Source organism: Kitasatospora sp. NPDC043949 (assembly GCF_056435365.1).
Genome location: NZ_JBWKEQ010000011.1, coordinates 1 through 26,399 on the forward strand (window position 1 = coordinate 1; position 26,399 = coordinate 26,399).

At 71.4% G+C, this 26,399-nt stretch carries 24 protein-coding genes; 16 read left to right on the forward strand and 8 right to left on the reverse strand.

Going from position 1 to position 26,399, the window contains the following annotated elements:
* The first annotated feature begins 112 nt into the window (after window positions 1–112).
* The 8 genes from mshD to pstB all read left to right on the forward strand — a co-directional run bounded on the left by mshD (window position 113) and on the right by pstB (window position 9,671).
* The gene (gene mshD / locus AC07AL_RS11525; RefSeq protein WP_363586540.1) at window positions 113–1,075 is read left to right on the forward strand and encodes a mycothiol synthase; all 963 of its coding nucleotides are present in this window, start codon (window positions 113–115) and stop codon (window positions 1,073–1,075) included.
* Window positions 1,076–1,396: 321 nt separating this feature from the next.
* A complete protein-coding gene (locus tag AC07AL_RS11530; RefSeq protein WP_363586586.1) occupies window positions 1,397–3,574 on the forward strand; it encodes an RNA degradosome polyphosphate kinase in 2,178 nt (725 codons plus the stop codon).
* Between the two features lie 103 nt (window positions 3,575–3,677).
* Window positions 3,678–4,766: a CHAD domain-containing protein gene (locus AC07AL_RS11535; protein WP_363586541.1), complete on the forward strand. Its 1,089-nt coding sequence runs from the start codon at window positions 3,678–3,680 to the stop codon at window positions 4,764–4,766.
* 52 nt (window positions 4,767–4,818) lie between these two features.
* Window positions 4,819–5,277: an NUDIX hydrolase gene (locus AC07AL_RS11540; protein ID WP_400808967.1), complete on the forward strand. Its 459-nt coding sequence runs from the start codon at window positions 4,819–4,821 to the stop codon at window positions 5,275–5,277.
* Between the two features lie 243 nt (window positions 5,278–5,520).
* Window positions 5,521–6,651 (forward strand): phosphate ABC transporter substrate-binding protein PstS, encoded by a 1,131-nt coding sequence (gene pstS, locus AC07AL_RS11545; RefSeq protein WP_363586542.1) that lies wholly within the window; start codon window positions 5,521–5,523, stop codon window positions 6,649–6,651.
* Window positions 6,652–6,800: 149 nt separating this feature from the next.
* Window positions 6,801–7,778, forward strand: a complete 978-nt coding sequence (gene pstC / locus AC07AL_RS11550) for a phosphate ABC transporter permease subunit PstC (RefSeq protein ID WP_363586543.1) — start codon at window positions 6,801–6,803, stop codon at window positions 7,776–7,778.
* Window positions 7,775–8,851 (forward strand): phosphate ABC transporter permease PstA, encoded by a 1,077-nt coding sequence (gene pstA, locus AC07AL_RS11555; protein ID WP_363586544.1) that lies wholly within the window; start codon window positions 7,775–7,777, stop codon window positions 8,849–8,851. The genes pstC and pstA overlap by 4 nt, the downstream gene beginning before the upstream one ends.
* 43 nt (window positions 8,852–8,894) lie before the next feature.
* Entirely contained in the window at window positions 8,895–9,671 is a 777-nt protein-coding gene (gene pstB, locus AC07AL_RS11560) for a phosphate ABC transporter ATP-binding protein PstB (RefSeq protein WP_063348284.1), read from the forward strand.
* Window positions 9,672–9,828: 157 nt separating this feature from the next.
* Here the strand turns inward: pstB and AC07AL_RS11565 are convergent, their stop codons facing one another.
* The gene (locus tag AC07AL_RS11565) at window positions 9,829–10,824 is read right to left on the reverse strand and encodes an inorganic phosphate transporter (RefSeq protein ID WP_063348283.1); all 996 of its coding nucleotides are present in this window, start codon (window positions 10,822–10,824) and stop codon (window positions 9,829–9,831) included.
* Window positions 10,825–10,829: 5 nt separating this feature from the next.
* Entirely contained in the window at window positions 10,830–11,450 is a 621-nt protein-coding gene (locus AC07AL_RS11570) for a DUF47 domain-containing protein (protein WP_063348282.1), read from the reverse strand.
* A 414-nt stretch (window positions 11,451–11,864) separates the two neighbouring features.
* Here AC07AL_RS11570 and AC07AL_RS11575 point away from each other — a divergent pair, with 414 nt between their 5' ends.
* Window positions 11,865–12,257, forward strand: a complete 393-nt coding sequence (locus AC07AL_RS11575; RefSeq protein WP_363586545.1) for a metal-sensitive transcriptional regulator — start codon at window positions 11,865–11,867, stop codon at window positions 12,255–12,257.
* A 70-nt stretch (window positions 12,258–12,327) separates the two neighbouring features.
* Here the strand turns inward: AC07AL_RS11575 and AC07AL_RS11580 are convergent, their stop codons facing one another.
* Both AC07AL_RS11580 and AC07AL_RS11585 read right to left on the reverse strand, forming a co-directional pair.
* A complete protein-coding gene (locus AC07AL_RS11580; protein WP_363586546.1) occupies window positions 12,328–12,528 on the reverse strand; it encodes a hypothetical protein in 201 nt (66 codons plus the stop codon).
* A 196-nt stretch (window positions 12,529–12,724) separates the two neighbouring features.
* Entirely contained in the window at window positions 12,725–13,624 is a 900-nt protein-coding gene (locus AC07AL_RS11585) for an SCO4651 family lipoprotein (protein ID WP_363586547.1), read from the reverse strand.
* 162 nt (window positions 13,625–13,786) lie between these two features.
* On the opposite strand from AC07AL_RS11585, the gene AC07AL_RS11590 reads away from it, so the two are divergent.
* On the forward strand, window positions 13,787–13,984 hold the full coding sequence (locus tag AC07AL_RS11590) for a hypothetical protein (protein WP_363586548.1): 198 nt from the start codon (window positions 13,787–13,789) through the stop codon (window positions 13,982–13,984).
* 14 nt (window positions 13,985–13,998) lie between these two features.
* Here AC07AL_RS11590 and AC07AL_RS11595 read toward each other — a convergent pair whose 3' ends face one another.
* Window positions 13,999–14,712 (reverse strand): phosphatase PAP2 family protein, encoded by a 714-nt coding sequence (locus AC07AL_RS11595; protein ID WP_363586549.1) that lies wholly within the window; start codon window positions 14,710–14,712, stop codon window positions 13,999–14,001.
* A 185-nt stretch (window positions 14,713–14,897) separates the two neighbouring features.
* A complete protein-coding gene (locus AC07AL_RS11600) occupies window positions 14,898–16,115 on the reverse strand; it encodes a C40 family peptidase (RefSeq protein ID WP_478317364.1) in 1,218 nt (405 codons plus the stop codon).
* Between the two features lie 248 nt (window positions 16,116–16,363).
* Between AC07AL_RS11600 and AC07AL_RS11605 the strand changes: the two genes are divergently transcribed.
* From AC07AL_RS11605 to AC07AL_RS11630, 6 genes are all read left to right on the forward strand, one after another.
* The gene (locus tag AC07AL_RS11605) at window positions 16,364–16,714 is read left to right on the forward strand and encodes a hypothetical protein (RefSeq protein WP_350885142.1); all 351 of its coding nucleotides are present in this window, start codon (window positions 16,364–16,366) and stop codon (window positions 16,712–16,714) included.
* Between the two features lie 172 nt (window positions 16,715–16,886).
* On the forward strand, window positions 16,887–17,702 hold the full coding sequence (locus AC07AL_RS11610; protein ID WP_478317365.1) for a hypothetical protein: 816 nt from the start codon (window positions 16,887–16,889) through the stop codon (window positions 17,700–17,702).
* A complete protein-coding gene (locus tag AC07AL_RS11615) occupies window positions 17,692–18,981 on the forward strand; it encodes a hypothetical protein (protein WP_400808940.1) in 1,290 nt (429 codons plus the stop codon). Before AC07AL_RS11610 ends, AC07AL_RS11615 begins: the two co-directional genes overlap by 11 nt.
* A gap of 7 nt (window positions 18,982–18,988) precedes the next feature.
* Complete coding sequence (locus AC07AL_RS11620; protein ID WP_350885148.1) at window positions 18,989–20,563, forward strand: SCO6880 family protein; 1,575 nt, start codon at window positions 18,989–18,991, stop codon at window positions 20,561–20,563.
* A gap of 54 nt (window positions 20,564–20,617) precedes the next feature.
* Window positions 20,618–21,967 carry an ATP-binding protein gene (locus AC07AL_RS11625; protein ID WP_363586551.1) on the forward strand — a complete coding sequence of 450 codons (1,350 nt, stop codon included), beginning with the start codon at window positions 20,618–20,620 and terminating at the stop codon, window positions 21,965–21,967.
* Window positions 21,968–22,215: 248 nt separating this feature from the next.
* Window positions 22,216–24,015 carry a bifunctional metallophosphatase/5'-nucleotidase gene (locus AC07AL_RS11630; protein ID WP_363624999.1) on the forward strand — a complete coding sequence of 600 codons (1,800 nt, stop codon included), beginning with the start codon at window positions 22,216–22,218 and terminating at the stop codon, window positions 24,013–24,015.
* 74 nt (window positions 24,016–24,089) lie between these two features.
* Here the strand turns inward: AC07AL_RS11630 and AC07AL_RS11635 are convergent, their stop codons facing one another.
* Window positions 24,090–25,577, reverse strand: coding sequence for a sensor histidine kinase (locus tag AC07AL_RS11635; RefSeq protein ID WP_478317366.1), 1,488 nt, complete (start codon window positions 25,575–25,577; stop codon window positions 24,090–24,092).
* Window positions 25,574–26,344 (reverse strand): response regulator transcription factor, encoded by a 771-nt coding sequence (locus tag AC07AL_RS11640; protein ID WP_363586554.1) that lies wholly within the window; start codon window positions 26,342–26,344, stop codon window positions 25,574–25,576. The genes AC07AL_RS11635 and AC07AL_RS11640 overlap by 4 nt, the downstream gene beginning before the upstream one ends.
* Window positions 26,345–26,399 lie beyond the last annotated feature (55 nt).

The following is a 26,399-nucleotide window of genomic DNA, read 5'->3' on the forward strand; positions in this document are numbered from 1 at the left end:
AGGGGGGACCCTGTGGGAGAGTAGGACGCCGCCGAACAATCATTCACAGAGAACCCCCATCCGGGAAACCGGATGGGGGTTCTCTGCATTTCCGGTGACGTATCGTCGGGGCATGGACGATCAGACAGCGGTCATTGCGAACAGTGTGCTCCGCCCCGAGCAGCGCGACGGCGCCCTGCGCGTTCTGGCGGACGCCCAGGCGGTGGACGGCCGGGCTGCCGTGTCCGAGCAGGGCCGGCTTCGGCTGCGTTCCTCGGACACTCCGCGCCCCGGCGTGAGCCACTTCATCGAGAGCGAGCACGGCGCCGCCGTCGGTTACGGACAGCTCGAAGTCCCGGAGGGCCCCGGGGCCAACCCCGCCGCCGAGCTGGTGGTCGACCCGGCCGCCCGCGGCCGCGGCCTGGCCCGGCCGCTGGTGGACGCGGTGCTGGCACAGGCCCACCGGGCCGGCCGTGACGCGGTGGACTTCTGGGTGCACGGTGGTCACCCGGCGGCCCGGCACCTGGCCGGCCGGTACGGGGCCGAGCTGGTGCGCGAGCTGCGGCAGATGCGCCGCAGCGGGCCGCAGACCGAGGCCGTCGCCATCCCCGAGGGCGTCGAGCTCCGGACCTTCCGCCCCGGCGAGGACGACGCCGAGTGGCTGCGGTTGAACGCGCTGGCCTTCGCCCACCACCCGGAGCAGGGCTCCTGGACGGAGCGGGACCTGGCCGAGCGGCTGGCCGAGCCCTGGTTCGATCCGGCCGGCTTCTTCCTCGCCACCCGGGGCGGCAAGGTGGTCGGCTTCCACTGGACCAAGGTGCACCCGGCCACCGCCACCGAGCCTGCGCTCGGCGAGGTCTACGTGGTCGGGGTGGACCCGGCGGAGCAGGGCAGCGGTCTCGGCCGTGCCCTGACCGCTGCCGGTCTGCGTCACCTGACCGGTTCGGACGCCGGCGAGCGCGGACTGGAGACGGTCCTGCTCTACGTCGACGCCGACAATCCGGCCGCGGTGCGGGTATATGAACGACTGGGGTTCACCATCCACGAGGTGGACCTCATGTACCGCGTCCAGTACCGCGAGGACCAGGCGGCCTAGGACCCGGACAGGACCTACGGGACCGGGCAGGACCTAGCGGCTCCGGGCGGTCCGGGGCAAGGGGCCGGACGTCACCGGCCCTTGCCCCGACCGACTCAGCTTTCCTCCTGGCCATGCGGTGTTTACCGTGGATTCAATTGCTGCCGCGAAGATCACAGGATGAAGTCCGTAGTGTCTCGCTCGTGCAGAGTCGACCGCCACGCGTCGGCCGGCCCTGTACGGACCGCGCCCGGCGGGTGGGCGTTGGCCCTGGGCGAGGACGACGGCCCGCAGAGCCATTCGCGTCCGGACGACGTCCTGCTGCTGGAGGAGCTGGAGCCCATGAGCATCCCCCGCCCCGTCTCTGCCTCGCTGTCCCCGCCGGCCAGGATGTCCGGTGCGCTGGGGATACCGCCCGAGCTGCCGGCCGAGGACGAGCAGGAGTTCGACGCACTGCCGCAGGGCCGCTTCCTGGACCGCGAGCGCAGTTGGCTCGCGTTCAACGAGCGCGTCCTGGAGCTGGCAGAGGATCCTGGGATCCCGCTGCTGGAGCGGGCCAAGTTCCTCGCCATCTTCGCGAGCAACCTGGACGAGTTCTTCATGGTCAGGGTGGCCGGGCTGAAGCGCCGGATCGCGACGGGCGTCGCCCAGCGCAGCGCGTCCGGCCTCCAGCCGCGCGAGGTGCTGGACCTGATCTGGACCCGCTCGCGCGAGCTGATGGCGCGGCACGCCGCCGCCTTCCAGCAGGAGGTGCTGCCGGACCTCGCCACCGAGGGCATCGAGGTGGTCCGCTGGCCGGAGCTGGCCGAGAAGGAGCAGGCCCGGCTGCACACCCTGTTCCGGCAGAAAATCTTCCCGGTCCTCACCCCGCTGGCGGTCGACCCGGCGCACCCCTTCCCGTACATATCGGGGCTCTCGCTCAACCTGGCCGTGGTGGTGCGCAATCCGGTCTCGGGGCACAAGCACTTCGCCCGGGTGAAGGTGCCGCAGTCGCTGGCCCGCTTCCTGGAGGCCTCGCCGCAGCGTTACGTCCCGCTGGAGGACGTGATGGGCGCGCACCTGGAGGAGCTGTTCCCGGGCATGGAGGTGCTCGCGCACCACGCCTTCCGGGTGACCCGCAACGAGGACCTGGAGGTGGAGGAGGACGACACCGAGAACATCCTCAAGGCCCTGGAGAAGGAGCTGATGCGGCGGCGCTTCGGCCCGCCGGTGCGGCTGGAGGTCGAGGAGTCGATCGACCCCTACATCCTGGACCTGCTGGTGCGGGAGCTGAACATCACCGAGGCGGAGGTCTTCCCGCTGCCCGGTCCGCTCGACCTGACCGGTCTGTTCGGGATCGCCGAACTGGACCGCCCGGAGCTGAAGTACCCGAAGTTCGTGGCGGGCACCGCCCGCGGGCTGACGGACGTCGAGTCGGCGTCCCAACCGGACATCTTCGCCGCGATGCGCGAGCGGGACGTCCTGCTGCACCACCCGTACGACAGCTTCTCCACCTCGGTGCAGGCCTTCCTGGAGCAGGCCGCCGCCGACCCGGACGTCCTGGCGATCAAGCAGACGCTGTACCGCACCTCCGGCGACTCGCCGATCGTGGACGCGCTGATAGACGCGGCGGAGTCGGGCAAGCAGGTGCTGGTCCTGGTCGAGATCAAGGCGCGCTTCGACGAGCAGGCCAACATCAAGTGGGCCCGCAAGCTGGAGGAGGCCGGCTGCCACGTCGTCTACGGCCTGGTCGGGCTGAAGACGCACTGCAAGCTGTCGCTGGTGGTCCGGCAGGAGGGTGACACCCTGCGCCGCTACTCGCACGTCGGCACCGGCAACTACCACCCGAAGACCGCCCGGCTGTACGAGGACCTGGGGCTGCTGACCTCGGACCCGCAGGTCGGCGCCGACCTCTCGGACCTCTTCAACCGGCTGTCCGGCTACTCGCGCCGGGAGTCCTACCGCCGCCTGCTGACCGCCCCGCGCGGCCTGCGCGACGGGCTGGTCTCCCGGATCCACAACGAGATAGCCCACCACCGGGCCGGTCGGCCGGCGTACGTGAAGATCAAGGTCAACTCGATCGTCGACGAGGCCGTGATCGACGCGCTGTACCGGGCCTCGCAGGCCGGCGTGCCGGTCGACGTCTGGGTGCGCGGGATCTGCGCGATCCGGCCGGGCGTGCCGGGGCTGAGCGAGAACGTCCGGGTCCGCAGCATCCTGGGTCGCTTCCTGGAGCACTCCCGGGTCTTCGTGTTCGGCAACAACGGCGATCCGGAGGTCTGGATCGGCAGCGCCGACATGATGCACCGCAACCTGGACCGCCGGATCGAGGCACTGATGCGGATCACCGACCCGGCCCACCGGGCCGAGCTGTCCGGCCTGATCGACCTCGGGATGTCGGACGAGACCGAGTCCTGGCACCTGGGGCAGGACGGCGCGTGGACCCGCCACTCGCAGGACGCCGAGAGCCGGCCGCTGCGGCACGTCCAGGATCTGCTGATCGACTCGCGCCTGCGCCGCCGGGCCGCCGCCTCGCGCTGACGCGACCACTGATGCGAGCCGCTGGAACCGCAGGGGACCGGTTCCGGCGGTCGGCCACCAGCCCCGGGGGGACGAACCCGGGGGAACGGGGATCTACCACGCCATGACCGATGCGCCGATGACGGCCCAGGCGGCCGCCACCACGACCGCCGGGGACATCCTCTCCAGCCACCTCACCGCCCAGGCCGGCGCGTTCCTGCGTGCCCTGCCGCTGACGGTGGGCGAGGTCGGCGCCAGACCGGGGACGGCCGCGGTCGTCCCGGCGGCCGGCACCGCCGACCTGCTGCGGGCGGTCCGGCGGATCGGCGGGCTGCTGCACACCTTCGGCTCCGTCTTCGAGCAGGCCTGGGCCCAGGAATCGCGCACCGAGCTGCGCTGGCTGCTCAACCTGCTGGCGCTGGAGCCCGGTTACGTCCGCCGCTCGGCCCGGCTGCTGGGCGCGCTGGACTCGCTGAGCGGCAGCGATCCGGACGGGACGGGCATGCTGGCCGGGCACGTCGGGGCGCCCAAGGCGCGGGCGCTGCTGGACCGGCAGCTGACCCTGGCCCGGACCAGGGCGCACTCCTCGGTGCTCCAGGAGCTCCGGTCGGCCCGGCTGCACGCGCTGGCGGACCGGATGACGCTGCTGGTCGGCGACGCCCCGCTGCTGGAGTCGGCGGGCGGCCGGGCGCCCGCGGTGCTGCTGCCGCAGGCGGCCGCCGCGTTCACGGCGCTGTCGGCGAGCGCCCAGCAGCTGCCGCTGCACCGGGCGGCCACGCCGTACGGAGGTGACGGGCTGCGCCGGCTGGGCGCTGTCCCGGCGGCGCGCGGCGCGGTGGACGCGGACACGGCGCTGGCGGCCGACGACGCGCCGTGGGCACGGACGCGCATCCTGGTGAAGCGGGCCCGGTACGCGCTGGAGGTGTGCGGTCGCGGGTCCGCCGAACTGGACGAGTTGGACGGGGTGTTGGGCCGGCACCAGGAGGCGGCGGACGCTGCGGTCACCGCGGCCACCGCCGCGCGGACCCCGCGGATCACCCCGGCGACCGCCTACGTGCTGGGCGTGGTGCATGCTGATCAGCGACTGGAGGTGGAGGCGGCGCGGTACGCCTTCGGCCGCCGGTGGTCCGACCTCCCGCCCGGCCTGGACGGCTGGCCGGACCTCCCCCCTGCCGAGGGCTGGGGGCATTCCCCCGCACCACGGACGGCCTGAATTGCGCGATCGCCTGAGCACCGGGCCGGCAGCGGACGCACCCGCGACCGGGGTGGGGCATGCCCGGGTGATCCTGGCGGCGGGTGCGGTGCTGTGGCTGCCGGGACGGCCGAAGAAGAGCGGCCGGCTGGGGCGGCCGCGGATCGCGGTGATCCACCGGCCCAAGTACGACGACTGGAGCCTGCCGAAGGGCAAGCTCGACCCGGGGGAGGGAGTGGTCGCGGCGGCGCTGCGCGAGGTGCGCGAGGAGACCGGGTTCGCCTGCCTGCTCGGTCCGGAGCTGCCGGCCCAGCACTACCTGGCGCAGGGCCGGCCGAAGGAGGTGCGCTACTGGGCGGCGGTGCCGTCGAGCGGGGCGTTCCGGCCGAACCGCGAGGTGGACCGGCTGGAGTGGCTGCCCGCCGGGAAGGCCCGCGCCCGGTTGACGCACGACCGCGACCGGTTGCTGGTCGACGCCCTGCTGGCGATCCTGGGTGCGAAGCCCGTACGGGCGAGTGATCACCCTCGGTGACGGGACGGTGGAAGTGATCTCGTCGCGCCCTCGCCGTGACGCAACCGTGACTACCTGGCGTAGTTTCCTGTCATCCTTTCGAGGTTCACTCTCCGTTCACTTGTGACCGGCTGTCGTGTCACCTACCCGGCCTAACTTCGGGTTTACCGGAGGGCCGAACGGGCCCCGGACCACAGCAGAACCCGCGCCCGCCGTCCTCGCACGGCCCGCGCGACGGGCAATGCCACAGAAAGGGACACCCCTGTGAAGCTCCAGCGGAACGGCCGCTCCAAGGCCCTCGCCATCGGTGCCATGGCGCTCGTCAGCTCGCTGTCGCTCGCTGCCTGCGGCTCGGACGACAACGGCGCCAAGGCCGCCGGTGGCTCCAGCGGCTCCGCTTCGGCCGCCGCGGTCAACTGTGGCAAGGGCGGGACGCTGCTCGCTGCGGGCTCGACGGCTCAGGCCAACGCGATCGACGTGTGGAAGACCACCTACGGCGCGTCCTGCTCCGGCACCACCGTCAACTACAGCGGTGGCGGTTCCGGCGCCGGTGTGCAGCAGTTCAACCAGGGCAAGGTCGCCTTCGCCGGCACCGACTTCGCGCTCAAGCCCGCCGACGTCGACACCTCCAAGACGGTCTGCACCGGCGGCAAGGCGATCGACCTGCCGCTGGTCGCGGGTCTCGTCTCGCTGGTCTACAACGTCGACAACGTCGACAACCTGGTCCTGGACGGCCCGACCTCCGCCAAGATCTTCGACTCGCAGATCACCAAGTGGAACGACCCCGCGATCGCCGCCCTGAACCCGGGCGTGCAGCTGCCGGACGCCGAGATCCAGACCGTCCACCGCTCGGACGACTCCGGGACCTCGTACAACCTCACCTCCTACTTCGCCAAGACCTCCGGTGGCGCCTGGAGCGCCGCGCCGGACAAGGCGTGGAAGGGCAAGGGCGGCCAGTCCGCCCAGGGCAGCGCCGGCGTCTCCGCGCAGATCAAGCAGGTCAAGAACTCCATCGGCTACGCCGAGCTGTCCTACGCGCAGAGCAACAACCTCAAGAGCGCCAAGATCGCCACCGGTGCGGCCAAGCCCGTCGAGGCGACCGCGGCCAACGCCGCCCTCACCTTCGCCTCCTCCACCGTCGTGGGCACCGACGGCGACCTCGCCCTCTCCCTGGACTACGGGACCAAGGCCGACAACGCCTACCCGATCATCCTGGTGACCTACGAGATCGCCTGCGACAAGGGCAACAAGCCGGAGAACCTCGAGAACCTGAAGTCCTTCCTGACCTACGCCATCAGCGACGCCGCGCAGAAGGCGATCGGCGACAAGGGCTACGTCCCGCTCCCCGCCGCCATCAGCGACAAGGTCAAGGCCGCCGTCTCCTCCCTGGCCTGACCCGACAGGAGCACCGGTGGGACGGCCCCGTAAGCGAGGGGGGCCGGGGTCGTCCCACCGGAACGCACCGACCCAGCACCAACGTCCGGGGCACCGCCGCCATGGTGCCGTCCCCCTTCCGGGGCGGCACCACCAGACCGGAGTAGACAATGACTTCATCCTCCCCTGCCGCCCCGCGAGGCAGGGAACGCCGACCGCGCGACAGCCGCTTCGGCGACAAGATCTTCATGAACCTCGCCCGCGGTTCGGGCATCCTGCTGCTGGTCATCATGGCCGCGATCGCCGGCTTCCTGGCCTGGCGCGCGGGCCTGGCCCTCAGCACCAACGAGGGCAACTTCCTCACCACCTTCGAGTGGACGCCGGACGCCACGAAGCCGGTCTTCGGCATCGCCGTCCTGGCCTTCGGCACCCTCGTCAGCGCCGTCATCGCGATGACGATCGCCGTCCCGGTGGCCATCGGGATCGCGCTGTTCATCTCGCACTACGCGCCGCGGAAGATCGCCCAGCCGTTCGCCTACCTGGTCGACCTGCTCGCCGCCGTCCCCAGCATCGTCTACGGCCTGTGGGGCGCGCTCTTCCTGGTCCCGCACATGGACGGCCTGACCAGCTGGCTCAACCAGTACCTCGGCTGGACGTACCTCTTCGACCAGACCAAGACCGGCACCCCGCGCAACCTGTTCACCGTCGGCATCCTGCTGGCGATCATGGTCCTGCCGATCATCACGGCGGTCTCCCGCGAGGTGTTCCGCCAGGTGCCGCGGATGCAGGAGGAGGCGGCGCTCGCGCTCGGCGCGACCCGCTGGGAGATGATCCGCACCGCGGTGCTGCCGTTCGGCCGCCCCGGCATCATCTCGGCCTCGATGCTCGGCCTCGGGCGCGCGCTCGGCGAGACCATCGCCGTCGCGGTGGTGCTGTCCGCGAGCAACGTGCTCTCGCTGCACATCCTCGACGCGGGCGGCGGCACCTTCGCGCAGAACATCGCGCTGAAGTTCGCCGAGGCCGGCAACAACGGGCGCGACGCCCTGATGGCCTCCGGCCTCGTCCTGTTCGTCATCACCCTGCTGGTGAACGGTGCCGCGCGACTGATCATCGCCCGCCGCAAGGAGTACTCGGGGGCCAACGCATGACCGCGGCAACGACTTCCGTCACGGCCGACGCCCGGCCGCTCAGCCGGTCGCTGACCGCCAACCGGCTGCCCAAGTGGGCCCCGGCCGCCGTCGCGGTCGGCTCGATCGCGGTCGGCTGCGGGACCGGCGCCGCCGCTGGGCTGGAGAGCCACCTGCAGTGGGGCCTGATCTCGGCCCTGCTGTTCCTGCTGGTCAGCTACGGCGTCTCGGCCCAGGTCGAGGGCCGCCGCCAGGCCAAGGACCGGTTCGCCACCTCGGTGGTCTGGGTCGCCTTCATCCTGGCCGTCGTCCCGCTGATCTCCCTGACGGTCTACACGGTCCAGCAGGGCATCGGCGTGGTGAACGGGAACTTCCTGAGCCACTCGATGAAGGGCGTGATCGCCTCCGGCCCCGGCGGCGGCATCTACCACGCGCTGCTCGGCACCATGCAGCAGGTCGCCCTGGCCACCGCGATGGCCGCCCCGGTGGGTCTGCTGACCGCCGTCTACCTGGTCGAGTACGGCCGCGGCACGCTCGCCAAGACCGTCACCTTCTTCGTCGACGTCATGACGGGCATCCCGTCGATCGTCGCCGGTCTGTTCGTCCTCTCGCTCTGGAACATCGCCCTGGGCTTCAGCTACTCGGGCTTCTCGGGCAGCCTCGCACTGGCGATCCTGATGATGCCGGTCGTGGTCCGGTCCACCGAGGAGATGCTCAAGCTCGTCCCGAACGAGCTGCGCGAGGCCTCGTACGCGCTCGGCGTGCCGAAGTGGAAGACCATCCTGCGGATCGTCCTCCCCACCGCGATCGGCGGCATCACCACCGGCGTGATGCTGGCGGTCGCCCGCATCACGGGCGAGACCGCCCCGGTGCTGATGCTGGTCTTCGGCGCCGACGCCATCAACAGCAACCCGTTCGACGGACCGCAGCAGTCCCTGCCGATGTACATCTGGCAGCAGTACTCGGTGGTCAACAACGACTTCGGCTACGCCCGCGCCTGGGGCGCCGCGCTGGTGCTGATCGCCTTCGTGATGGGGCTCAACCTCATCGCCCGGGGCATCGCACGCTGGCGCTCGCCCAAGGGCGGACACTGAGCGACCGACTGACGTACGAAGACAGACGAGAGAAGCAACGATCATGGCCAAGCGCATCGACGTCAGCGGACTGTCCGCCTACTACGGCACCACCAAGGCCATCGAGGACATCTCGATGAGCATCGAACCCCGCTCGGTGACCGCCTTCATCGGCCCCTCCGGCTGCGGCAAGTCCACCTTCCTGCGCACCCTCAACCGGATGCACGAGGTGATCCCCGGCGCCCGGGTCGAGGGCAAGGTCCTCCTGGACGACGAGAACCTCTACGCCTCGAACGTCGACCCGGTCGCCGTCCGCCGCTCGGTCGGCATGGTCTTCCAGCGCCCGAACCCGTTCCCGACCATGTCGATCTACGACAACGTGATCGCCGGCCTCAAGCTCGCGGGCGTGCGCAAGAAGTCCGTCCTGGACGAGGTGGTCGAGCGCTCGCTGAAGGGCGCCAACCTCTGGAACGAGGTTCACACCCGGCTGAACAAGCCGGGGGCCGGCCTCTCCGGCGGCCAGCAGCAGCGGCTGTGCATCGCCCGTGCCATCGCGGTCGAGCCGCAGGTCCTGCTGATGGACGAGCCCTGCTCCGCGCTCGACCCGATCTCCACCCTCGCGATCGAGGACCTGATCGGTGAGCTGAAGTCGCAGTTCACCATCGTCATCGTGACCCACAACATGCAGCAGGCGGCCCGCGTCAGCGACCGCACCGCCTTCTTCAACCTGGCCGGCGTCGGCCAGCCGGGCAAGCTGGTCGAGCTGGACGACACCCAGCGGATCTTCTCCAACCCGTCGGTCCAGGCGACCGAGGACTACATCTCCGGCCGCTTCGGCTAGGCCGTACCCCCGCCACGAGCCGACGGACCGCGGTGTCCGGAGGCGAACGGCGAGCACACAGGCTGCTCCGCGGTGCTGCATGGCGGTGCCGCCGTGGAGCATGAAGAAGGGCCCGCCCCCGAGATGTGGGGGCGGGCCCTGTCACGTGCGGGGCCGGTCAGCCCCAGAACAGGTGGGCGAACCAGTACACCAGCGCTGCGACGATGGCGGCCGCCGGCATCGTGATGAACCAGCCGAGCACGATGTTCTTGGCGACGCCCCAGCGCACCGCGCGGATCCGCTTGGTGGCTCCCGCGCCCATGATCGCCGCGGTGATCACGTGGGTGGTGGAGATCGGCGCCTTGAAGACGAACGAGGTGACGTACATGACCGTCGCGGCGGTGGCCTCGGCGGCGAAGCCCTGCGGCGGATCCAGCTCGATGATCTTGCGGCCGAGCGTCCGCATGATCCGCCAGCCGCCCGCGTAGGTGCCCAGCGAGAGCATCGTGGCGCAGGAGATCTTCACCCACACCGGGATGCCCTCGCCGGAGTGGTGGCCGGAGATGGTGAGCGCCATCACCACGATGCCCATGGTCTTCTGCGCGTCCTGCAGACCGTGCGCCAGCGCCATCGCGGCGGCCGAGGCGGTCTGGGCGACCCGGAAGTTGCGCTTGGCCTTGTGCGGGTTGGCCCGGCGGAAGATCCACAGGATCGCCAGCATCACCAGGAAGCCGCCGACCAGGCCGACCACCGGCGAGACGATCATCGGGATGACGATCTTGTCGAGGACGCCGCCCCAGATCACGTCGATGCCGCCGGCCATGGCCGCGCCCACCATGCCGCCGAACAGCGCGTGCGAGGAGGAGGACGGCAGGCCGAAGTACCAGGTGACCAGGTTCCAGGCGATCGCCCCGACCAGTGCGGCGAACAGGATCACCATGCCCCGGTCGCCGGTGGGGGTCTCGATGATCCCCTGGGAGACGGTGTGCGCCACGCCGCTGCCGAGGAAGGCGCCGGCCAGGTTCATCACCGCGGCCATCGCCAGCGCGGCCCTGGGGGTCAGCGCCCGGGTGGAGACCGAGGTGGCGATCGCGTTCGCGGAGTCGTGGAAGCCGTTGGTGTAGGTGAAGAAGAACGCAACGCCGACGACGGCGATGAGTGCTGCCATGTCCACGAGGGTCAGGACTCCTTGACGGCGATGGTCTCCACCGTGTTGGCGACGTGCTCGAACGCGTCCGCCGCCTCCTCAAGAACGTCCACGACCTGCTTGAGCTTGAGCACCTCGATGGCGTCGTACTGGCCGGAGAACAGGTGGGCGAGCAGCTTGCGGTGGATCTGGTCGGCCTGGTTCTCCAGCCGGTTGACCTCGATCCAGTACTCGGTGAGGTTCGACATGCTGCGCAGGTTCGGCATCGCCTCGGCGGTGAGCTCGGCGGCCCGGGCCAGCACCTCGATCTGCTGCTCGATCCCCTTCGGCAGCGTCTGGATGTCGTAGAGGACGACCAGGTCGACGGCCTCCTCCATGAAGTCCATGATGTCGTCCAGCGACGAGGCGAGGTTGTAGATGTCCTCGCGGTCGAAGGGCGTGATGAAGGACGAGTTCAGCTGGTGGAACACGGCATGGGTGGTGTCGTCCCCGGCGTGCTCGGCGGCGCGCATGCGCTCGACGATCTCCGCGCGGGCCGACACGTCTGATCCCAGCAGTTCCAGCAGGAGCTTCGAACCGACGACGAGGTTCTCCGCGGCGGCAGAGAACATGTCGTAGAAGCTCGTCTCCTTCGGGGTCAGGCTAAAACGCACGGAAATCTCCGATGTGCGGGGTAGGGACTGAACGATGCTAGGTGCAACCAAGCGCAATCGCGCAAACGGGGTGGTGATGGTGGAGGCGGAACCTCCTCTTCCGTTCGGCTGCCGCACCAGCTGACCCGGACCGCACACCCAGGTGCGGACGTGAGCCCCCAGTCTGACGGAACCTCGCCCGGATTGTCCCCGTGGTACGTACGGAAGACGGGGGCGCCGCTCAGACGGGTGAACCGCGCGGCGGCCCGCCCGCAGCCCGTTCGCAGACCATCCGGAACCCGTTCGCAAACCGTCCGGAACCCGTCCGGAACCCTTCGGCACATGCCGCGTCGGCCGTCGGAACACCACGGACGGCCCCGGTGTTGGACACTGGTGGCCGACGCAGCCACCAGGCATCCAGACGAAGGCGGGCCGATGACCACGACGCAAGCGCGCACCGAGCCGGACCACGGGCACGGCACCGACGCGCAGGCCGACGCACCCGCCGCCCCCGCGGCCGCCGCAGGACATCAGGGCGGGCACGGTCCGCACGGCTACAGCGCGCAGAAGGACGCCCACCTCAAGCGGCTGCGCCGGATCGAGGGCCAGATCCGGGGCCTCCAGCGCATGGTCGACGAGGACGTCTACTGCATCGACGTGCTCACCCAGGTCTCGGCCGGCACCAAAGCGCTGCAGTCCTTCGCGCTGTCCCTGCTGGAGGAGCACCTGCGGCACTGCGTCGCGGCCGCCGCCGAGGAGGGCGGTGCCGAACTCGACGCCAAGGTCGCGGAGGCCACGGCCGCGATCGGCCGGCTGCTGCGCAGCTGAGGCCGGGCCGGGCGAGCGGGTCCGGGCCGCGCACGCCCCCGGTCGCCGACACCCCCGAGCCGCGAACGCCCTACCCGTCGGCCTGCCGCCAGGCCTCGCCGTCGGTCCGCCCCGGCTCGGTCCGGTCGAGCAGCACCTCGTCGATCCGCTCGGTCGGCAGCCGGTCGCCGGTGCTGGCCGTCGCGGCGATCATCAGCTCGCCGGCCAGATCGATCTCGTCGAGGGCCGCGTCGTCGTGGCCGCCGCTGCGGCCGCCCGTGGACGACACCACCTGCACCACCCCTTCAGTGCCTCGCCAGCCCGGGCGGCAGCCACCCGACGTCCAGCCTAGGCACTTCGGAGCCCGTCCACATGGCACGGACGGGCCATCTCGACGCCGCCGAAACGGGTGACCGCCGCTCCCCGGGCGGCCACCCGCTCCGGCGGCGCCCCGGTTCGCCCCGGCGCCGGAGCCCTGCCCCGGCGGCCTACTTCGGACTTTCCGAGGGCTTCATCGCGTAGATGTCCGAGGCCGGCGGCTCGGCCGCCTCCACCGGCTTGCCGAAGTCCGTCACCGAGGTGGTCGACGTCACCTTCACCTGGTCCTTGGCCTCCTTCGAACCGGCCACCCCGGCGAAGGTGAACACCTCGACCACCTTGTGCAGCCGGCCCTGGTCGTCCAGCCAGGCGTCGTACGGGACCTCCTTCACGGTGAAGGTCTGGGCCCCCATCCGCAGGCCGTCCCCGCCGCGGCCGCCGGTCGCGTCGGCCGCCTTGGCCAGGTCCAGGGTGCCGCGGTAGTGGTGCAGCGCCACCCCGTCGACGGTCTCGGTGCCGACTGCGTCCGCCTTCTGCGCCCCGCGCAGGGCGCCCGCCGCCGAGGCCGGGTCGGTGGCGCCGCTGCTGACCAGGTTGCCGTCCGGCAGCTGGCGCACGTCCAGCTTGACCCACTTGCCCTCGGGCACCTTGGCGCCGCTGTTCTGCAGGTAGACGGTGCCCGGCAGGACCACCTCGACGATCTTCCCGGTGGTCGCCGCGCCCGGCGGCACCTGGACCTCCAGTCGGCCGATCCGCTTCACGTAGTCGTAGCCGCCCGTCCCGGTGAAGACGGCCTTCTTCTCGGACGACTCGGTGACCAACTCGGTGGCGGTGTGCGCGGAGCCGGTGCGGCCGGTGATGTCGGCGGTGTTGCGCACCGCCGTCAGCGGGTCCGCGGCGAGCTGGTCGGGGGCACCCGACTGCTGGTCGGAGGAGCCGCCACCGGAGCCGGCCGCGCAGCCGGCGGACAGGCCGGCCAGGGCGGCGGCGAGCAGGGCGGCCCTGGCCGCCGAACGCAGATGCGGCCGCGGACGGCGCCCCGGCCGTCCGCCACGCTGCTGGTCGGTCATCTTCATCCTCGCGACAACCCCCTCGGGCCCGACTGCCCTGCCGACACCACCAGGTGAACAGAGCTCTTTCCGGGCAAACGAGTTGAGCCGCGAAGGGTTACGCGGAAGAGGTCTTGTGGACGGCATCGCGCGCCCGGCGCCCGGCGCGTTACGGTGAACCACGTGCACAGTGAGCTGCCGGCCTCCCCCGGCACCGCCCGGATGCCCGAACACCGCGTCGCGGTCAGCGAGCGCGGTTCCTTCGCCTTCGCGACCTGCAGCTGCGGCTGGTTCTCACCGGCCCGCCGCTCGCGCGACCTGGTCCGGCGCGAGGGGGACGACCACCTCGCGCTCGCGGAGAGCGGCGGCGGACCGGGGTAGCCGGGCCGGGCGGCTCACGCGGCCAGATCGGACTCCGGCGGCTGCTCCTCGGAGCGCACCGCCCCGCGCTCGCGCCCGCGCCGCCGGCCGCGCGGGCCGCCGCCGGCGCGCTCCGGCGCCCGGATCAGCGGGGCGAGGGCGGTCCGGCCCAGCGCGTGGCAGAGCGGGACGAGCACCGCCATCGCGATCGGCGCCAGCAGCAGCACCACCGCGGCGGCGAGCGCGAAGCCGCCGATCACGTCGGTCGGGTAGTGCACGCCCATGAACATCCGGCAGAAGCCCTGCAACAGGGCCAGGCCCCCGGCGATCCAGCCGAGCCGCCGGTTCACCAGGAACAGCGCCACCGCCACGCCCATCGTCATGGTCGAGTGGTCGCTGACGAAGGAGTGGGTGCCGGCCTTGCCGTCCACCAGCACCAGCAGCCCGCTGTGGTCGACGAACGGGCGCGGACGGTTCACGATCGCGGCGATCGGCAGGTTGGCCAGCTCGGCGATGGCGACGGAGAGCGGCACCCAGAGCAGCCCGGCGACGGCCACCGGCGCGTCCGGGCGGCGTCTCGCCTGCAGCCAGGCCACCAGGCCCAGCATCGCCAGGCCGATCAGGATGCCGTACTCACCGATCCACGAGACCAGGTGGTCCAGCCACTGCGGGGAGCGCTTGGCCAGTCCGTTGACGGCGTAGAGCAGGCCGAGGTCGGGGTTGGTCGTGTCGGCAAGCGGCGTCGACACGCCGCACCTCCTTCTGGTCCGCTGCAGCTGTTCGATCCGGTCGGGGCCCTTCCCGGCGCGGGAAGCTGACGGTGGGCCATCGGGACCAACGTCATCGCCGGGGCACAGCGTTCCACGGAAACGCGCGGTTATGGAAACTTGACTCAGCGTCCACAGGGCACTCACACCTCGGGGCCACGGGCGGCTCAGTTCTTCGCCGCCGGCCGCCCCGCCCCGGCGGGGTCCGGGCCGGTCGGGGCGGGCGGCGCGGCGGCCACGGGCGGTCCTGCGGCGGGCCGGGTGGCGGCGCTGCTGGGGCTCACCAGGGCTGCCGGGGCCACCGGGGCCGAAGGGGTGGTCGCCGCGGTCGGGCCGGTCGGCGCCGTCGAGCCCGGGCGGCTCGGGGCGCTCACGGAGCCGTCCGCGTTGCGGGCCGGCAGCGCCTGGGCGCCGTCCGAGGTGACCCGGGTCGCGCCGATGTACTCCCTGGTGTCGATCTTGTCGTAGCGGATCACCGCGCCGGTGTGCGGCGCGTTGATCATGTAACCGCCGCCGACGTAGATCCCGACGTGGTGGATGCTCCGAGGATCGTTCAGGTCCGTCGCCCAGAACACCAGGTCGCCCGGCCGCAGCTGGTCGCGCGACGGGTGCGGCCCGGCGTACCACTGGTCGTTCGCCACCCGGGGCAGCGTGATGCCCACGCTGGCGTACGCCGCCTGGGTCAGGCCCGAGCAGTCGAACCGCCCGTTCTGCGAGGGCAGCCCCTCCCCGCCCCACAGGTACGGCGTCCCGAGCTTGCTCTGCGCGAAGTAGATCGCCCCGGCCGACTGCCCGGACACCTCCACCGGCGCCGTGGGCACCGAGAAGCTGCGGGCCATCGCCTGAATGTTCCTCACATAGCCCTGGGTCTCCTTGTACGGCGGCACCCCGTTGTACTTGGTCACCGCGTACGGGCCGGCGTTGTAGGCGGCCAGCAGGTTGGCCTGCCGGTCGCCCGGGACCTTGGCGACGTCCTTCGCGAGCGCGCAGTCGAAGGTGGCCGCCGAGGCGATCGCGTCCAGCGGGTCCCAGACGTCCTTCTTGCCGTCCCCATTGGCGTCCGTGCCGTACGCCGCCCAGGTATCGGGCATGAACTGCGCCATTCCCTGTGCCCCGACGCCCGATTGGGCCTTCGGATCGAAACCGCTTTCCTGGTAGAGCTGTGCCGCGAGCATCGGCGGCGAGATCTCCGGGCAGAGCGCGCCCCACTGCTGGATCGGCGCCTGGAACGCCGCCGGGACCGTCCCCGGCGAGAGTGCGGCGCGATTCGCCGACTGCTGCGGCGTCCCACTCGCCGCGAACGTCCCCACCGTCACCAAACCGAGCAACCCGAACGTCACAACTCCCGCAGCGGCGGCGGCCGTACCGGCCTTCCGGAGTACCATCAGCACCATCCCGACGAATCGTCAGTCGAAGTGTTCCGGAAGGCGTTGCTCACCGCAATCATCAGAGATACAAAGAGTGAGCGCTATCCTTCGTACGGTGGACATCCTCGCGTACGTGCCCGGTGCCTCACGACCAATCCGCGAGAAGTAGCCAAGTCGACATCAGATCTGGCCAAGAATAGGTACCGACCCTTCGCGCGGGCGGGGTCAGGGCCCTTGAATTTGCCTGATCGGGCGGTGAGATGGAAATGAACCTGAGCAGCGTGCACACGAACGCGATCGGCCACCTGGCCGAGGACCCTCCAAAGAAGCCGAATATCGACACCATCATCGGCGGGATCGCCCCGGACTGGGGCCCGTTCGCGACCCTCGGGTCGGAGGCCAGGGTGATGGTCGAGGTCATCATGGCCGTCGCCATCCTCATCTGCCTCGGCATCGCCGTCTGGGGGGCGGCCAAACAGCGGATCGGTGCGACCGCGATGCGCGACAGCTTCGGCGCCGAACAGGGCAAGGGGCTGATCGTCGCCGGTCTGACCGGCGTGTTCATCATTGGATCACTCGGCACGCTGTTCACCATTGTCTACGGCATGGCGATCTGACGATCGGACAGCAGTAGTCAGGCCCGCCCGCCCGCCCCGGGGCCAGGTCCCCGTCCGGACCGCCCCGAGCCCACCCGCCAGCAGTCCACCCCCCGTTCCCACCCTCCGTCCGCGCCCGCCCCCGGCGGAGGGCCCCCGGAGCCCCCCGGCTCCCCGCACCAGGAGGGCCGCCGTGCCGTTGTCCGACGACCAGCCGCACACCCGTACGCGGCTGCCGGTCGGCGAACAGCCCTCCTCCCAGCCGACCCCGCGTCAGGCCCGACCGCTCCGCACCCTGCTGACCGTCCTCGTCGTCGTCACCCTGCTCGTCGTGGCCATCGCCATCGCCAACCGCGACAAACCCGACCCCGGCAGCACCGGCCGCTCCGCCGACCACGCCGCCCCCACCGCGCCCGCCGGCGCCGGCCCCGCCCCCAGCGGCGACCAGCCCGTCGGCACCACCACCAACGGCATCGGATCCGGCTACCCGCACACCGACCAGGGCGCCCAGTCCGCCGCCGCCAACTACGCGGTGGCGATCGGCTCCGCCGACATGTTCCACGCCGACAGCCGCCACGCCATCGTCGCCACCATCGCCGACCCGGGCGCGGTCTCCGGCCTGCAGAGCCGCCTGGACCAGGGGTTCGGCGGTGACACCGCCGCCCGTTACGGCCTCGACGCCCAGGGCCGCGCGCCCAAGGGCCTCACGTTCGTCAGCCGCACCGTCCCGGTCGGGGCCAAGTCGACCGGCTACAGCGACGGCGACGCCAAGGTCGAGGTCTGGTGCACCGGCCTCACCGGCCTCGCAGGCGAACACTCGGTCCAGCCCGTGACGACGAACTGGTTCACCCTCACGCTCTCGCTCCACTGGACGGGCAGCGACTGGAAGCTCACCGACTTCACCAGCAAGCAGGGTCCCGCGCCGATGCCGGGGGACCAGCAGGCCGCCACCGCCGACGAGATCACCGGCGCCGTCCAGCAGTTCGGGGGGTTCCGCTATGCCCGTTGACCAGACCTCACACCGTTCCACCGGACGCCGAGCGGGCACGCTGGCGGGGGCGTTCGCCGCCTTGCAGGTCGCGGCGCTGCTGGCGGCCCAGCGGGTGTTCGCCGAGCCGTCACCGACGGCCACGCCGTCCGCCACCCCCACGTGCCAGAAGGTCGATCTGCCGATCCCGGGCAGCGACGCGGGCTGCGCCCCGAATGGCGCGGTCGTCATCCCGGGCAGTGGGACCGTCGGGAGTGTGACCGATCCGTTGGGGTCGTTGGCCAAGGGGTGTGCCCAGGCGGCGGCTTGGGTGGTGCGGAAGCTGTCGAGCGCGATCGACGGGACGACGCAGGTGGACTTCACCAATGCGTCGTTCCTGCAGCAGTACGCGGTGGTGTTCGCCGTGTCGACGGTGATCACGCTGGTGCTGTGGCTGCTGGCGGTGACGAAGCGGGCGGTGCGGGGGGCGCCGTTGGCGACGGCGTTCACGGAGGCGATCGGCTTCCTGTGGCTGACCGTCGTGGCGTCCGCGTTCACGCCGCTGATCCTCTACACCGTGGTGAGCGTGACGGACGGGCTGACCAAGGCGATCGCGGTGGGGACGAAGTCGGACACCGGGTCGTACCTGGGCGCGTTCGCCGACACCCTGGAGAAGGGTGACATGGGCGGCGGCCCGCTGATCCTGATCATCGTGTCGCTGGTGGCGGTGCTGGCGGCGGCGGTGCTCTGGATCGAGCTGTTGATCCGGGCGGCGATGCTGTACGTGGGCGCGCTGCTGGGTACGGCGGTGTACGCGGGGTTGGTGGACAAGCAGCTGTGGAAGCACGTGCGCCGGTGGGCGGGGGTGATGGTGGCGGTGGACCTGGCGAAGCCGATCATCGTGGTCATCCTGGGCCTGGCGGGTGCGGTGGCGACGGGTGCCGGGGCCAGCGACGACTTCGCGCGGGTGCTGTCGGGGCTGGCGATCCTGTTCCTGTCGATCTTCGCGAGTGCCGCGGTGTACCGCTTCGTGCCGGGCTTCGGCGACGAGATCATGAACATGCGCCATGCCCGGGCGAGCGCGGTGTCGGCCGGATCGGCGATGATCAACGGCACCGCGAACCTGATGAAGCAGGGCATCACCACCCACGGTGACCGCGGGCCGGTCGGTGCGGGTGGCGGCGGCGGGGGTGCGGGCGGCGGTTCCGTCGCGCCGGGCATCGCCGCGCACGCCGGGCGGACGCCGGCGCCACCACCGCAGGCCGGGCCGCCGCAGACCTCGGTTCCGATCCGCGACAGCAACTCAGCGAAGGGAGGGTGACGGGTAAGTGAGCAGTGAACCGCTCGGCCAGTACGGAGCCCAGTACGCCCAGCCGTACGTGCACCAGCGCCGCACCTACCTGATCGGCAAGGCCCGCCCGAACGCGCCGATCGGCCGCAACCGGGAGTCCGGCGAGATCGTCCTGATCATCTTCGGGGCGTTCCTCGGCATGCTCTGGGGCCTGCTGATGCCGATCCTGCCGCTGCGGATCGGCGGCCTGATCGGCCTGCCGATGGTGGCCATCGCGGCGGTGTACGTGCCGTACCGCAGGCGGACGTTCTACAAGTGGGCGGAGATCAACCGCACCTACCGCCGGACGGTGCGGAGCGGCCGGTCGGTGTGGCGCTCGGATGTGATGGACGCCGGGACCCGGATGGACGGCCGCGAGGTGGAGGTCGGCCCGCCTCCCGGGGTGGGGCGGCTGCGCTGGCTGACCGCGCCGTTCGGGCCGGACGAGGTCGGGGTGCTGATGCACCTGGAGCGGCGGACGGTGACGGCCGCGATCGAGATCGAGGGCCCGGGTGTCGGCCTGCGCGACTCGGAGGACCAGGAGGCGCTGGTCGACCGGTTCGGCACGCTGCTGAAGCACGTCGCGAACGGGGACGGCTTCGTGACCCGGTTGCAGATCCTGGCCCGGACGCTGCCGGCCGACCCGGACGCGCACGCCAAGGACGTCGAGCGGCGCGGGGACCACGACGCGCCGCGCTGGCTGCAGGACTCGTACGACCAGTTGCAGTCGATGGTGTCGACCTCCTCGGAGCAGCACCGGGCGTACCTGGTCGCGTGCATGCACTACACCCGCGACCTGGCGGCCGAGGCGCACGCGATGGGCCGTACGGCGACCGGTCGGCGGGCCCGGGACGACGAGGGGCTGGCGGCCGTGATGGCGCGCGAGCTCACCGACATCTGCGCCCGGCTGGCGGAGGCGGACATCCGGGTGCGCCAGCCGCTGGGGCAGGCCCGGCTCTCCTCGCTGCTGCACTCGATGTACGACCCGGACCACCCGATCGACCACATCCAGGCGATGTCCCGGCGCAACGCCTGGCCGGCCGAACTGGACGCGACCAACCCGCAGTACCTGGAGGCGAAGACCCGCGAGTCGGCGACCCGGGAGCCGTGGTGCCACGCCACCGCGTGGATCAAGGAGTGGCCGCTGACCCCGGTGGGGGTCAACTTCCTGGCGCCGCTGCTGGTGCACACCCCGGACGTGATCCGGACGGTCGCGGTGACGATGGACCTGGAGCCCACCGACGTCGCGATCGAGCGGATGCTGACCGAGAAGACCAACGACGAGGCGGAGGCCAGCCGCGCGGCCAAGATGAACCGGACGGTCGACCCGCGCGACCTGGCCCACACCGGCCGGGTGGACCAGCGCGGCGACGACCTGGCCTCCGGCGCGGCCGGCGTGAACCTGGTCGGCTACATCACGGTGTCCTCGCGCAACCCCGACGCGCTGGCCCGGGACAAGCGCACCATCCGGGCCTCGGCCGGCAAGAGCTACCTCAAGCTGGAGTGGTGCGACCGCGAGCACCACCGGGCCTTCGTCAACACCCTGCCGTTCGCGACCGGCATCCGCCGCTGACACCCGGTTCGCACCGCTCCACCACCGCCCGTCGACCAGACCAGGAGGCCGTACATGGCGCTCGGCAACCTCTCCGAGGCGTTCACCAGCCTGATGTTCGGCAAGGTGGAGACCACCCGGCTGCCGGTGCGCACCTCCACCGGCCAGGCGCAGGCGGTCTACCTGCCCACCGCCGCGCCGGGGCTGGGCGACTCGGGCGTGATCATCGGCCGTGAGGTGTACAGCGGCAAGGGGTACGTCTACGACCCCTTCCAGCTGTACGGGCAGCAGCTGCCGGCCCCGCACTGGCTGGTGCTCGGCGAGTCCGGCAACGGCAAGTCGGCGCTGGAGAAGACGTACGTGCTGCGGCAGTTGAGGTTCCGCGACCGGCAGGTCGTGGTGCTCGACGCGCAGGGCGAGGACGGCGTCGGCGAGTGGAACCTGATCGCCAACGCGCTGGGCATAAAGTCGATCCGGCTCGACCCGATGGCCGCCCGGGACGGCGGGGTGAAGCTCAACCCGCTGGACCCGGCGATCACCCAGACCGGCCAGCTGTCGCTGCTGCGCACCATCGTCGAGGTGGCGATGGGGCGGGGTCTGGAGGAGCGGGCCGGGTTCGCGCTGAAGGCCGCGCACGCCCATGTGGTGGCGACGGTGACGGACCGCCAGCCGGTGCTCGACGACATCATCGACACCCTGCGCAGCCCCGAGCTGTCCTCGGTGGAGTCGCTGGGCGTGGCGGTGGACGAGGTGCAGTCCTGGGGCCTGGACGTGGCGCTGGTGCTGGACCGGCTGGTCGACGGCGACCTGCGCGGCATGTTCGACGGGTCGACCACCGACGGCATCGACCTGGACGCGCCGCTGATCGTCTTCGACCTCTCGCACATCGACCGAAACTCGATCGCGATGCCGATCCTGATGGCGATCGTCGGCGTGTGGCTGGAGCACACCTGGATCCGGCCGGACCGGAAGAAGCGCATCTTCCTGGTCGAGGAGGCCTGGCACATCATCAACAGCCCCTTCGTGGCGCAGCTGTTCCAGCGGCTGCTGAAGTTCGGCCGCCGGCTCGGGCTCTCCTTCGTCGCGGTGGTGCACCACCTGTCGGACGTGGTGGACGGCGCGGCGGCCAAGGAGGCGTCGGCGATCCTGAAGATGGCCTCCACCCGGACGATCTACATGCAGAAGGCGGAGGAGGCGCGGGCCACGGGCCGGGTGCTGGGCCTGCCGCGCTGGGCGGTGGAGATCATCCCCACCCTGTCGCCGGGCATCGCGGTCTGGGACGTCAACGGCAACGTCCAGGTGGTCAAGCACATCATCACCGAGGCCGAGCGGCCGCTGGTGTACACCGACCGCGCGATGACCGAGGACGCGGTGGCCGAACGGGACCGGGCCGAGCGGCAGTTGGCGGCCGAGCCGGGAGTCTGAGCGGCCGGCGGGGGTCCGGGCGGCTCTGCCGGGCGGCGCCGGGAGGCTCGGACAGGCGGCGCCGGGAGGCTCGGACGGGGGCAGCGGCCCTGGTCGGACGGCGACGGTTCGTCAGGAGGTAATCCTCTCGTTACGTTCGACATCCTGACAGCTACGCGCGTTGACTCTAGGCTTCACAGGCGCAACACATCGCTCAGACGCCCGGTCCAGTCCACAGCGGGCGCTCCTCCAAGGTGCAGGGGACCCTCATGCTCACCGTCAGATCCCGACGCGCGGCGCTCGCCGTCGTCGCCGCCGCAGGTCTGTTCGGCACGGTGGCCGTGCCGACGGCCGCGCAGGCCGCCGACGCCAACGCCAAGCGTCACAAGACCGTCAACCTCCAACTGCTGGCGATCAACGACTTCCACGGCAACCTGGAGCCCCCGGCCGGCTCGTCCGGCACCATCCGGGAGATCGACCCGGCCACCGGCAAGGAGGTCTCGACCCCGGCCGGTGGCATCGAGTACCTGGCCACCGAGCTGCGCAAGGCGCGGATCCCGGCCGACGACTCGATCACCGTCGCGGCCGGCGACATCATCGGCGCCAGCCCGCTCACCTCGGCGCTCTTCCACGACGAGCCGACCATCGAGGCGATGGACAAGCTCGGCCTGGACGTCACCTCGGTCGGCAACCACGAGTTCGACGAGGGCGCGCAGGAACTGCGGCGCATGCAGGACGGCGGCTGCCACCCGGTCGACGGCTGCTACGAGCCCGGCCGCACGTTCAAGGGCGCCAACTTCAACTACCTGTCGGCCAACGTCACCGACGAGAAGACCGGCAAGCCGCTGCTGGCCCCCTACTGGGTGACCAAGTCCCAGGGCGTGAAGGTCGGCTTCATCGGCGTCACCCTGGAGGGCACGCCGAACATCGTGACCGCCGAGGGCGTCAAGGGCCTGAAGTTCGCCAACGAGGTCACCACGATCAACAAGTACGCCGCCGAGCTCAAGGCCAAGGGCGTCAACTCGATCGTCGCGCTGATCCACGAGGGCGGCTACCCGGCCAGCAGCGTCTACAACTACGACTGCGGCCCGGCCGGCCAGGGCATCTCCGGTCCGATCGTCGACATCTCCAAGAAGCTCGACCCGTCGATCGGCGCCATCGTCACCGGCCACACCCACAACGCGTACGCCTGCACCATCCCCGACCCCAACGGCGTCCCGCGCTCGGTCACCAGCGCCGCCTCCTTCGGCCGGCTGTACACCGAGATCGACATGAAGCTGGACAAGACCACCGGCGAGATCGTGCGCCCGACGGTCAAGGCCGAGAACCACGTGGTGCGCCGCACCGTCGAGAAGGCGCCCGACATGACGGCGCTGGTCGACCACTACTCCAAGCTGGCCGCCCCGATCGCCAACCGGCCGATCGGCTACATCGCCTCGGACATCAACGGCCGCGGCAACAGCGACCTGGAGAAGCCGCTCGGCGACCTGATCGCCGACGCGCAGGTGGAGGGGCTCGCCCCGGCCGCCAAGGGCGGGGCGCAGATCGCCTTCATGAACCCCGGCGGCATCCGCGCCGACCTGGTCTACAAGGCCTCCGGCGCCGAGGGCGACGGCGTGGTGACCTACGGCGAGGCGTTCACCGTCCAGCCGTTCACCAACATGATGCAGGTCAAGACACTGACCGGCGCCCAGCTGGTGCAGCTGCTCCAGCAGCAGGTCAGCGGCTCCAACGAGGCCGCGCCGAAGATCCTCCAGGCGTCCTCGGGCCTGCGCTACACCCTGGACATGCGCAAGACCGGCGCGGACCGGGTGGTCGTCGACTCGATCCGGCTGAACGGCGCTCCGATCGACCCGGCCGCCAAGTACCGGGTCGCGGCCAACGAGTTCCTGGCCGGCGGCGGCGACGGCTTCCCGGCCTTCGCGGCCGGCACCGACAAGCTCGTCGGCGCCTCCGACCTGGACGTCTTCGCGGCCTACCTGGGCGCCCACAGCTCGGCGGCCTCGCCGCTGAAGGCCCCGGCGCAGGACCGGATCAAGGTCATCGGCCCGGGCGTCGACATCGACTGACCGTGAGCCGGTACGGGACGGGCGGGGCGCTGTCGGGGCGCCCCGCCCGTCCTGCGTTGTCCGCCGGTCCCGCCCTATTCGGGGGTGGGGCCGCCGGGCAGCCGGACGGTTGCCAGCGCGCCCGGGCCGCCGTCCCCGGCCGGGCCCAGCGACACCTCGCCGCCCGCCTCCCGGACGCTCTGCGCGACGATCGACAGGCCCAGGCCGGAGCCGGGCAGCTGCCGCGAGGACGGCGAACGCCAGAACCGGTCGAACACGTACTGCAGTTCCTCCGGCGGAATGCCGGGGCCGTGGTCGCGGACGGTCAACACGCCCTGCTGGAGCCGGACTTCGATGGTGCCGCCGGGTGGGCTGTACTTGACCGCGTTGTCCAGCAGGTTGATCACCGCGCGTTCGAGCCCGGGGGCGTCGCCGTGCACGAACCAGGGGTCGGTCGCGGTCTCGAAGACCAGCCCCGGGCCGCGCAGCTTCGCCCGCTCGACCGCCCGTCCGGCGATCTCGTGCAGGGCCACCACGGTGGGGTTGTGGACCGGCTTGGGGGAGTCCGGGCGGGACAGCTGGAGCAGGTCCCCGATCAGGACGGTGAGCTCCTGCATCTGCGCCTTCATGTTGCCCAGCAGCTTGGTCTTGGTCGCGGCGGGCAGCGGGCGGCCCGTGTCGTTGCTGCGGATCAGCAGGTCGACGTTGGTGCGCAGCGAGGTGAGCGGGGTGCGCAGCTCGTGCCCGGCGTCGGCGATCAGCCGGGTCTGCCGCTCGCGGGAGTTGGCGAGGGCGGTGCTCATCGAGTTGAAGGAGGTGGAGAGCCGGGCGATCTCGTCGTCCCCCTGGACGGGGATGGTGGTGCCGACCTCCTCGGTGCGGGCGATGTGCTCGACGGCGTCGGTGAGTTGGTCGACGGGCTTGAGCGCGGACCGGGCGACCACGCGGCCGGCGATGGCGGCGAGGATGATCCCGCCGAGGGCCACGCCGCCGAGGAGGAGGGCGAGCCGCTGGAGGGAGTCCTCGATGGGCTGGGAGGGGGTCGCGACCATGACGACGACGGGCACCTGGAAGCTGTGGTTGAGGGTCAGCCGGACGATCGCGGGGTCACCGTTGGTGTACCTGCCGTCCCGGATGATCGACTGGCCCGGCTTGAGCCGGAATCCGGCGGCGTCCTCCGACGTGGTCGCGATGGCCTTGGTCGCCCCGGGGGGCAGGCAGACGCCCCCGGCCCGGAGGAACTGGGTGTCCCGGGGGACGGCCCCGCTGATGTCCGGGATGCCGACGCCGCGCTGGTTCTCCAGCGCGGCTTCCGGGGTGGCGTAGCAGGTCAGGGGGTACTTCCCGATCGGTGCTGCGGGAGCACCCGCCAGGTCCGCCCGGACCTGGTCGTACAGCTGCTTCTCCACGATGAACCAGCAGGCCAGCGCCGACAGGGCGATGGCCACCGCGACCGCGGCCGCGCTCAGGAAGGTGAGGCGGCTGCGGAGGGAGCGGGAGCGGAGCCAGTGGGTGAGGCGCCGGCGGCGGGGGACGCCGGGTGGAGCCAGTGGCGGGGGCGGGTAGGGCGTGGGGGAGGTCACGTGGTGGCGCCGGCGGCCGGGCGCAGGGCGTAGCCGACGCCGCGTACGGTCTGGATGAGGCGGGGCATGCCGCCCTGCTCGGTCTTGCGGCGCAGGTACATCACGTAGACGTCCAGGGAGTTGGAGGAGGGTTCGAAGTCGAAGCCCCAGACGGCCTTGAGGATCTGTTCGCGGGTGAGGACCTGGCGGGGGTGGGAGAGGAACATCTCCAGCAGCATGAACTCGGTGCGGGTGAGTTCGACGGGCTTGCCTGCGCGGGTGACCTCGCGGGTGGCGGTGTTCATCCGCAGGTCGCCGAAGGCCAGCACCTCGCTCTCGTCCTCGGCGGCGGCGCGGGCGGCGGCCTCGGTGGCGAGGGCGTTGCGGCGCAGCAGGGCGCGGACGCGGGCGAGCAGTTCGTCGAGCTCGAAGGGCTTGGCGAGGTAGTCGTCGGCGCCGACGTCCAGGCCGGTGACGCGGTCGCCGACGGCGTCGCGGGCGGTGAGCATCAGGACGGGGACGGTGTCGCCGCGGGAGCGCATCCGGCGGACGGCGGTGAGGCCGTCCATCCGGGGCATCATGATGTCCAGCAGGACGAGGTCGGGCCGGTCGCGTTCGACGGATTCCAGGGCCTCGTAGCCGTCGGTGGCGGTGGCGACCTCGTAGCCCTCGAAGGCGAGGCTGCTCTCCAGGGCGTCCCGGAGGGCGGGTTCGTCGTCGACCACGAGGAGCCGGGCGGAGGGGTGGCCGGCCTCGGCGGGGGTGCGGTCGTCGGCGGACGGGGTCATGGGCTGCTGCCCTTTCTCGTCGGGTGGAGGGCCTGCTGGGAGTACCGGGGGTAAT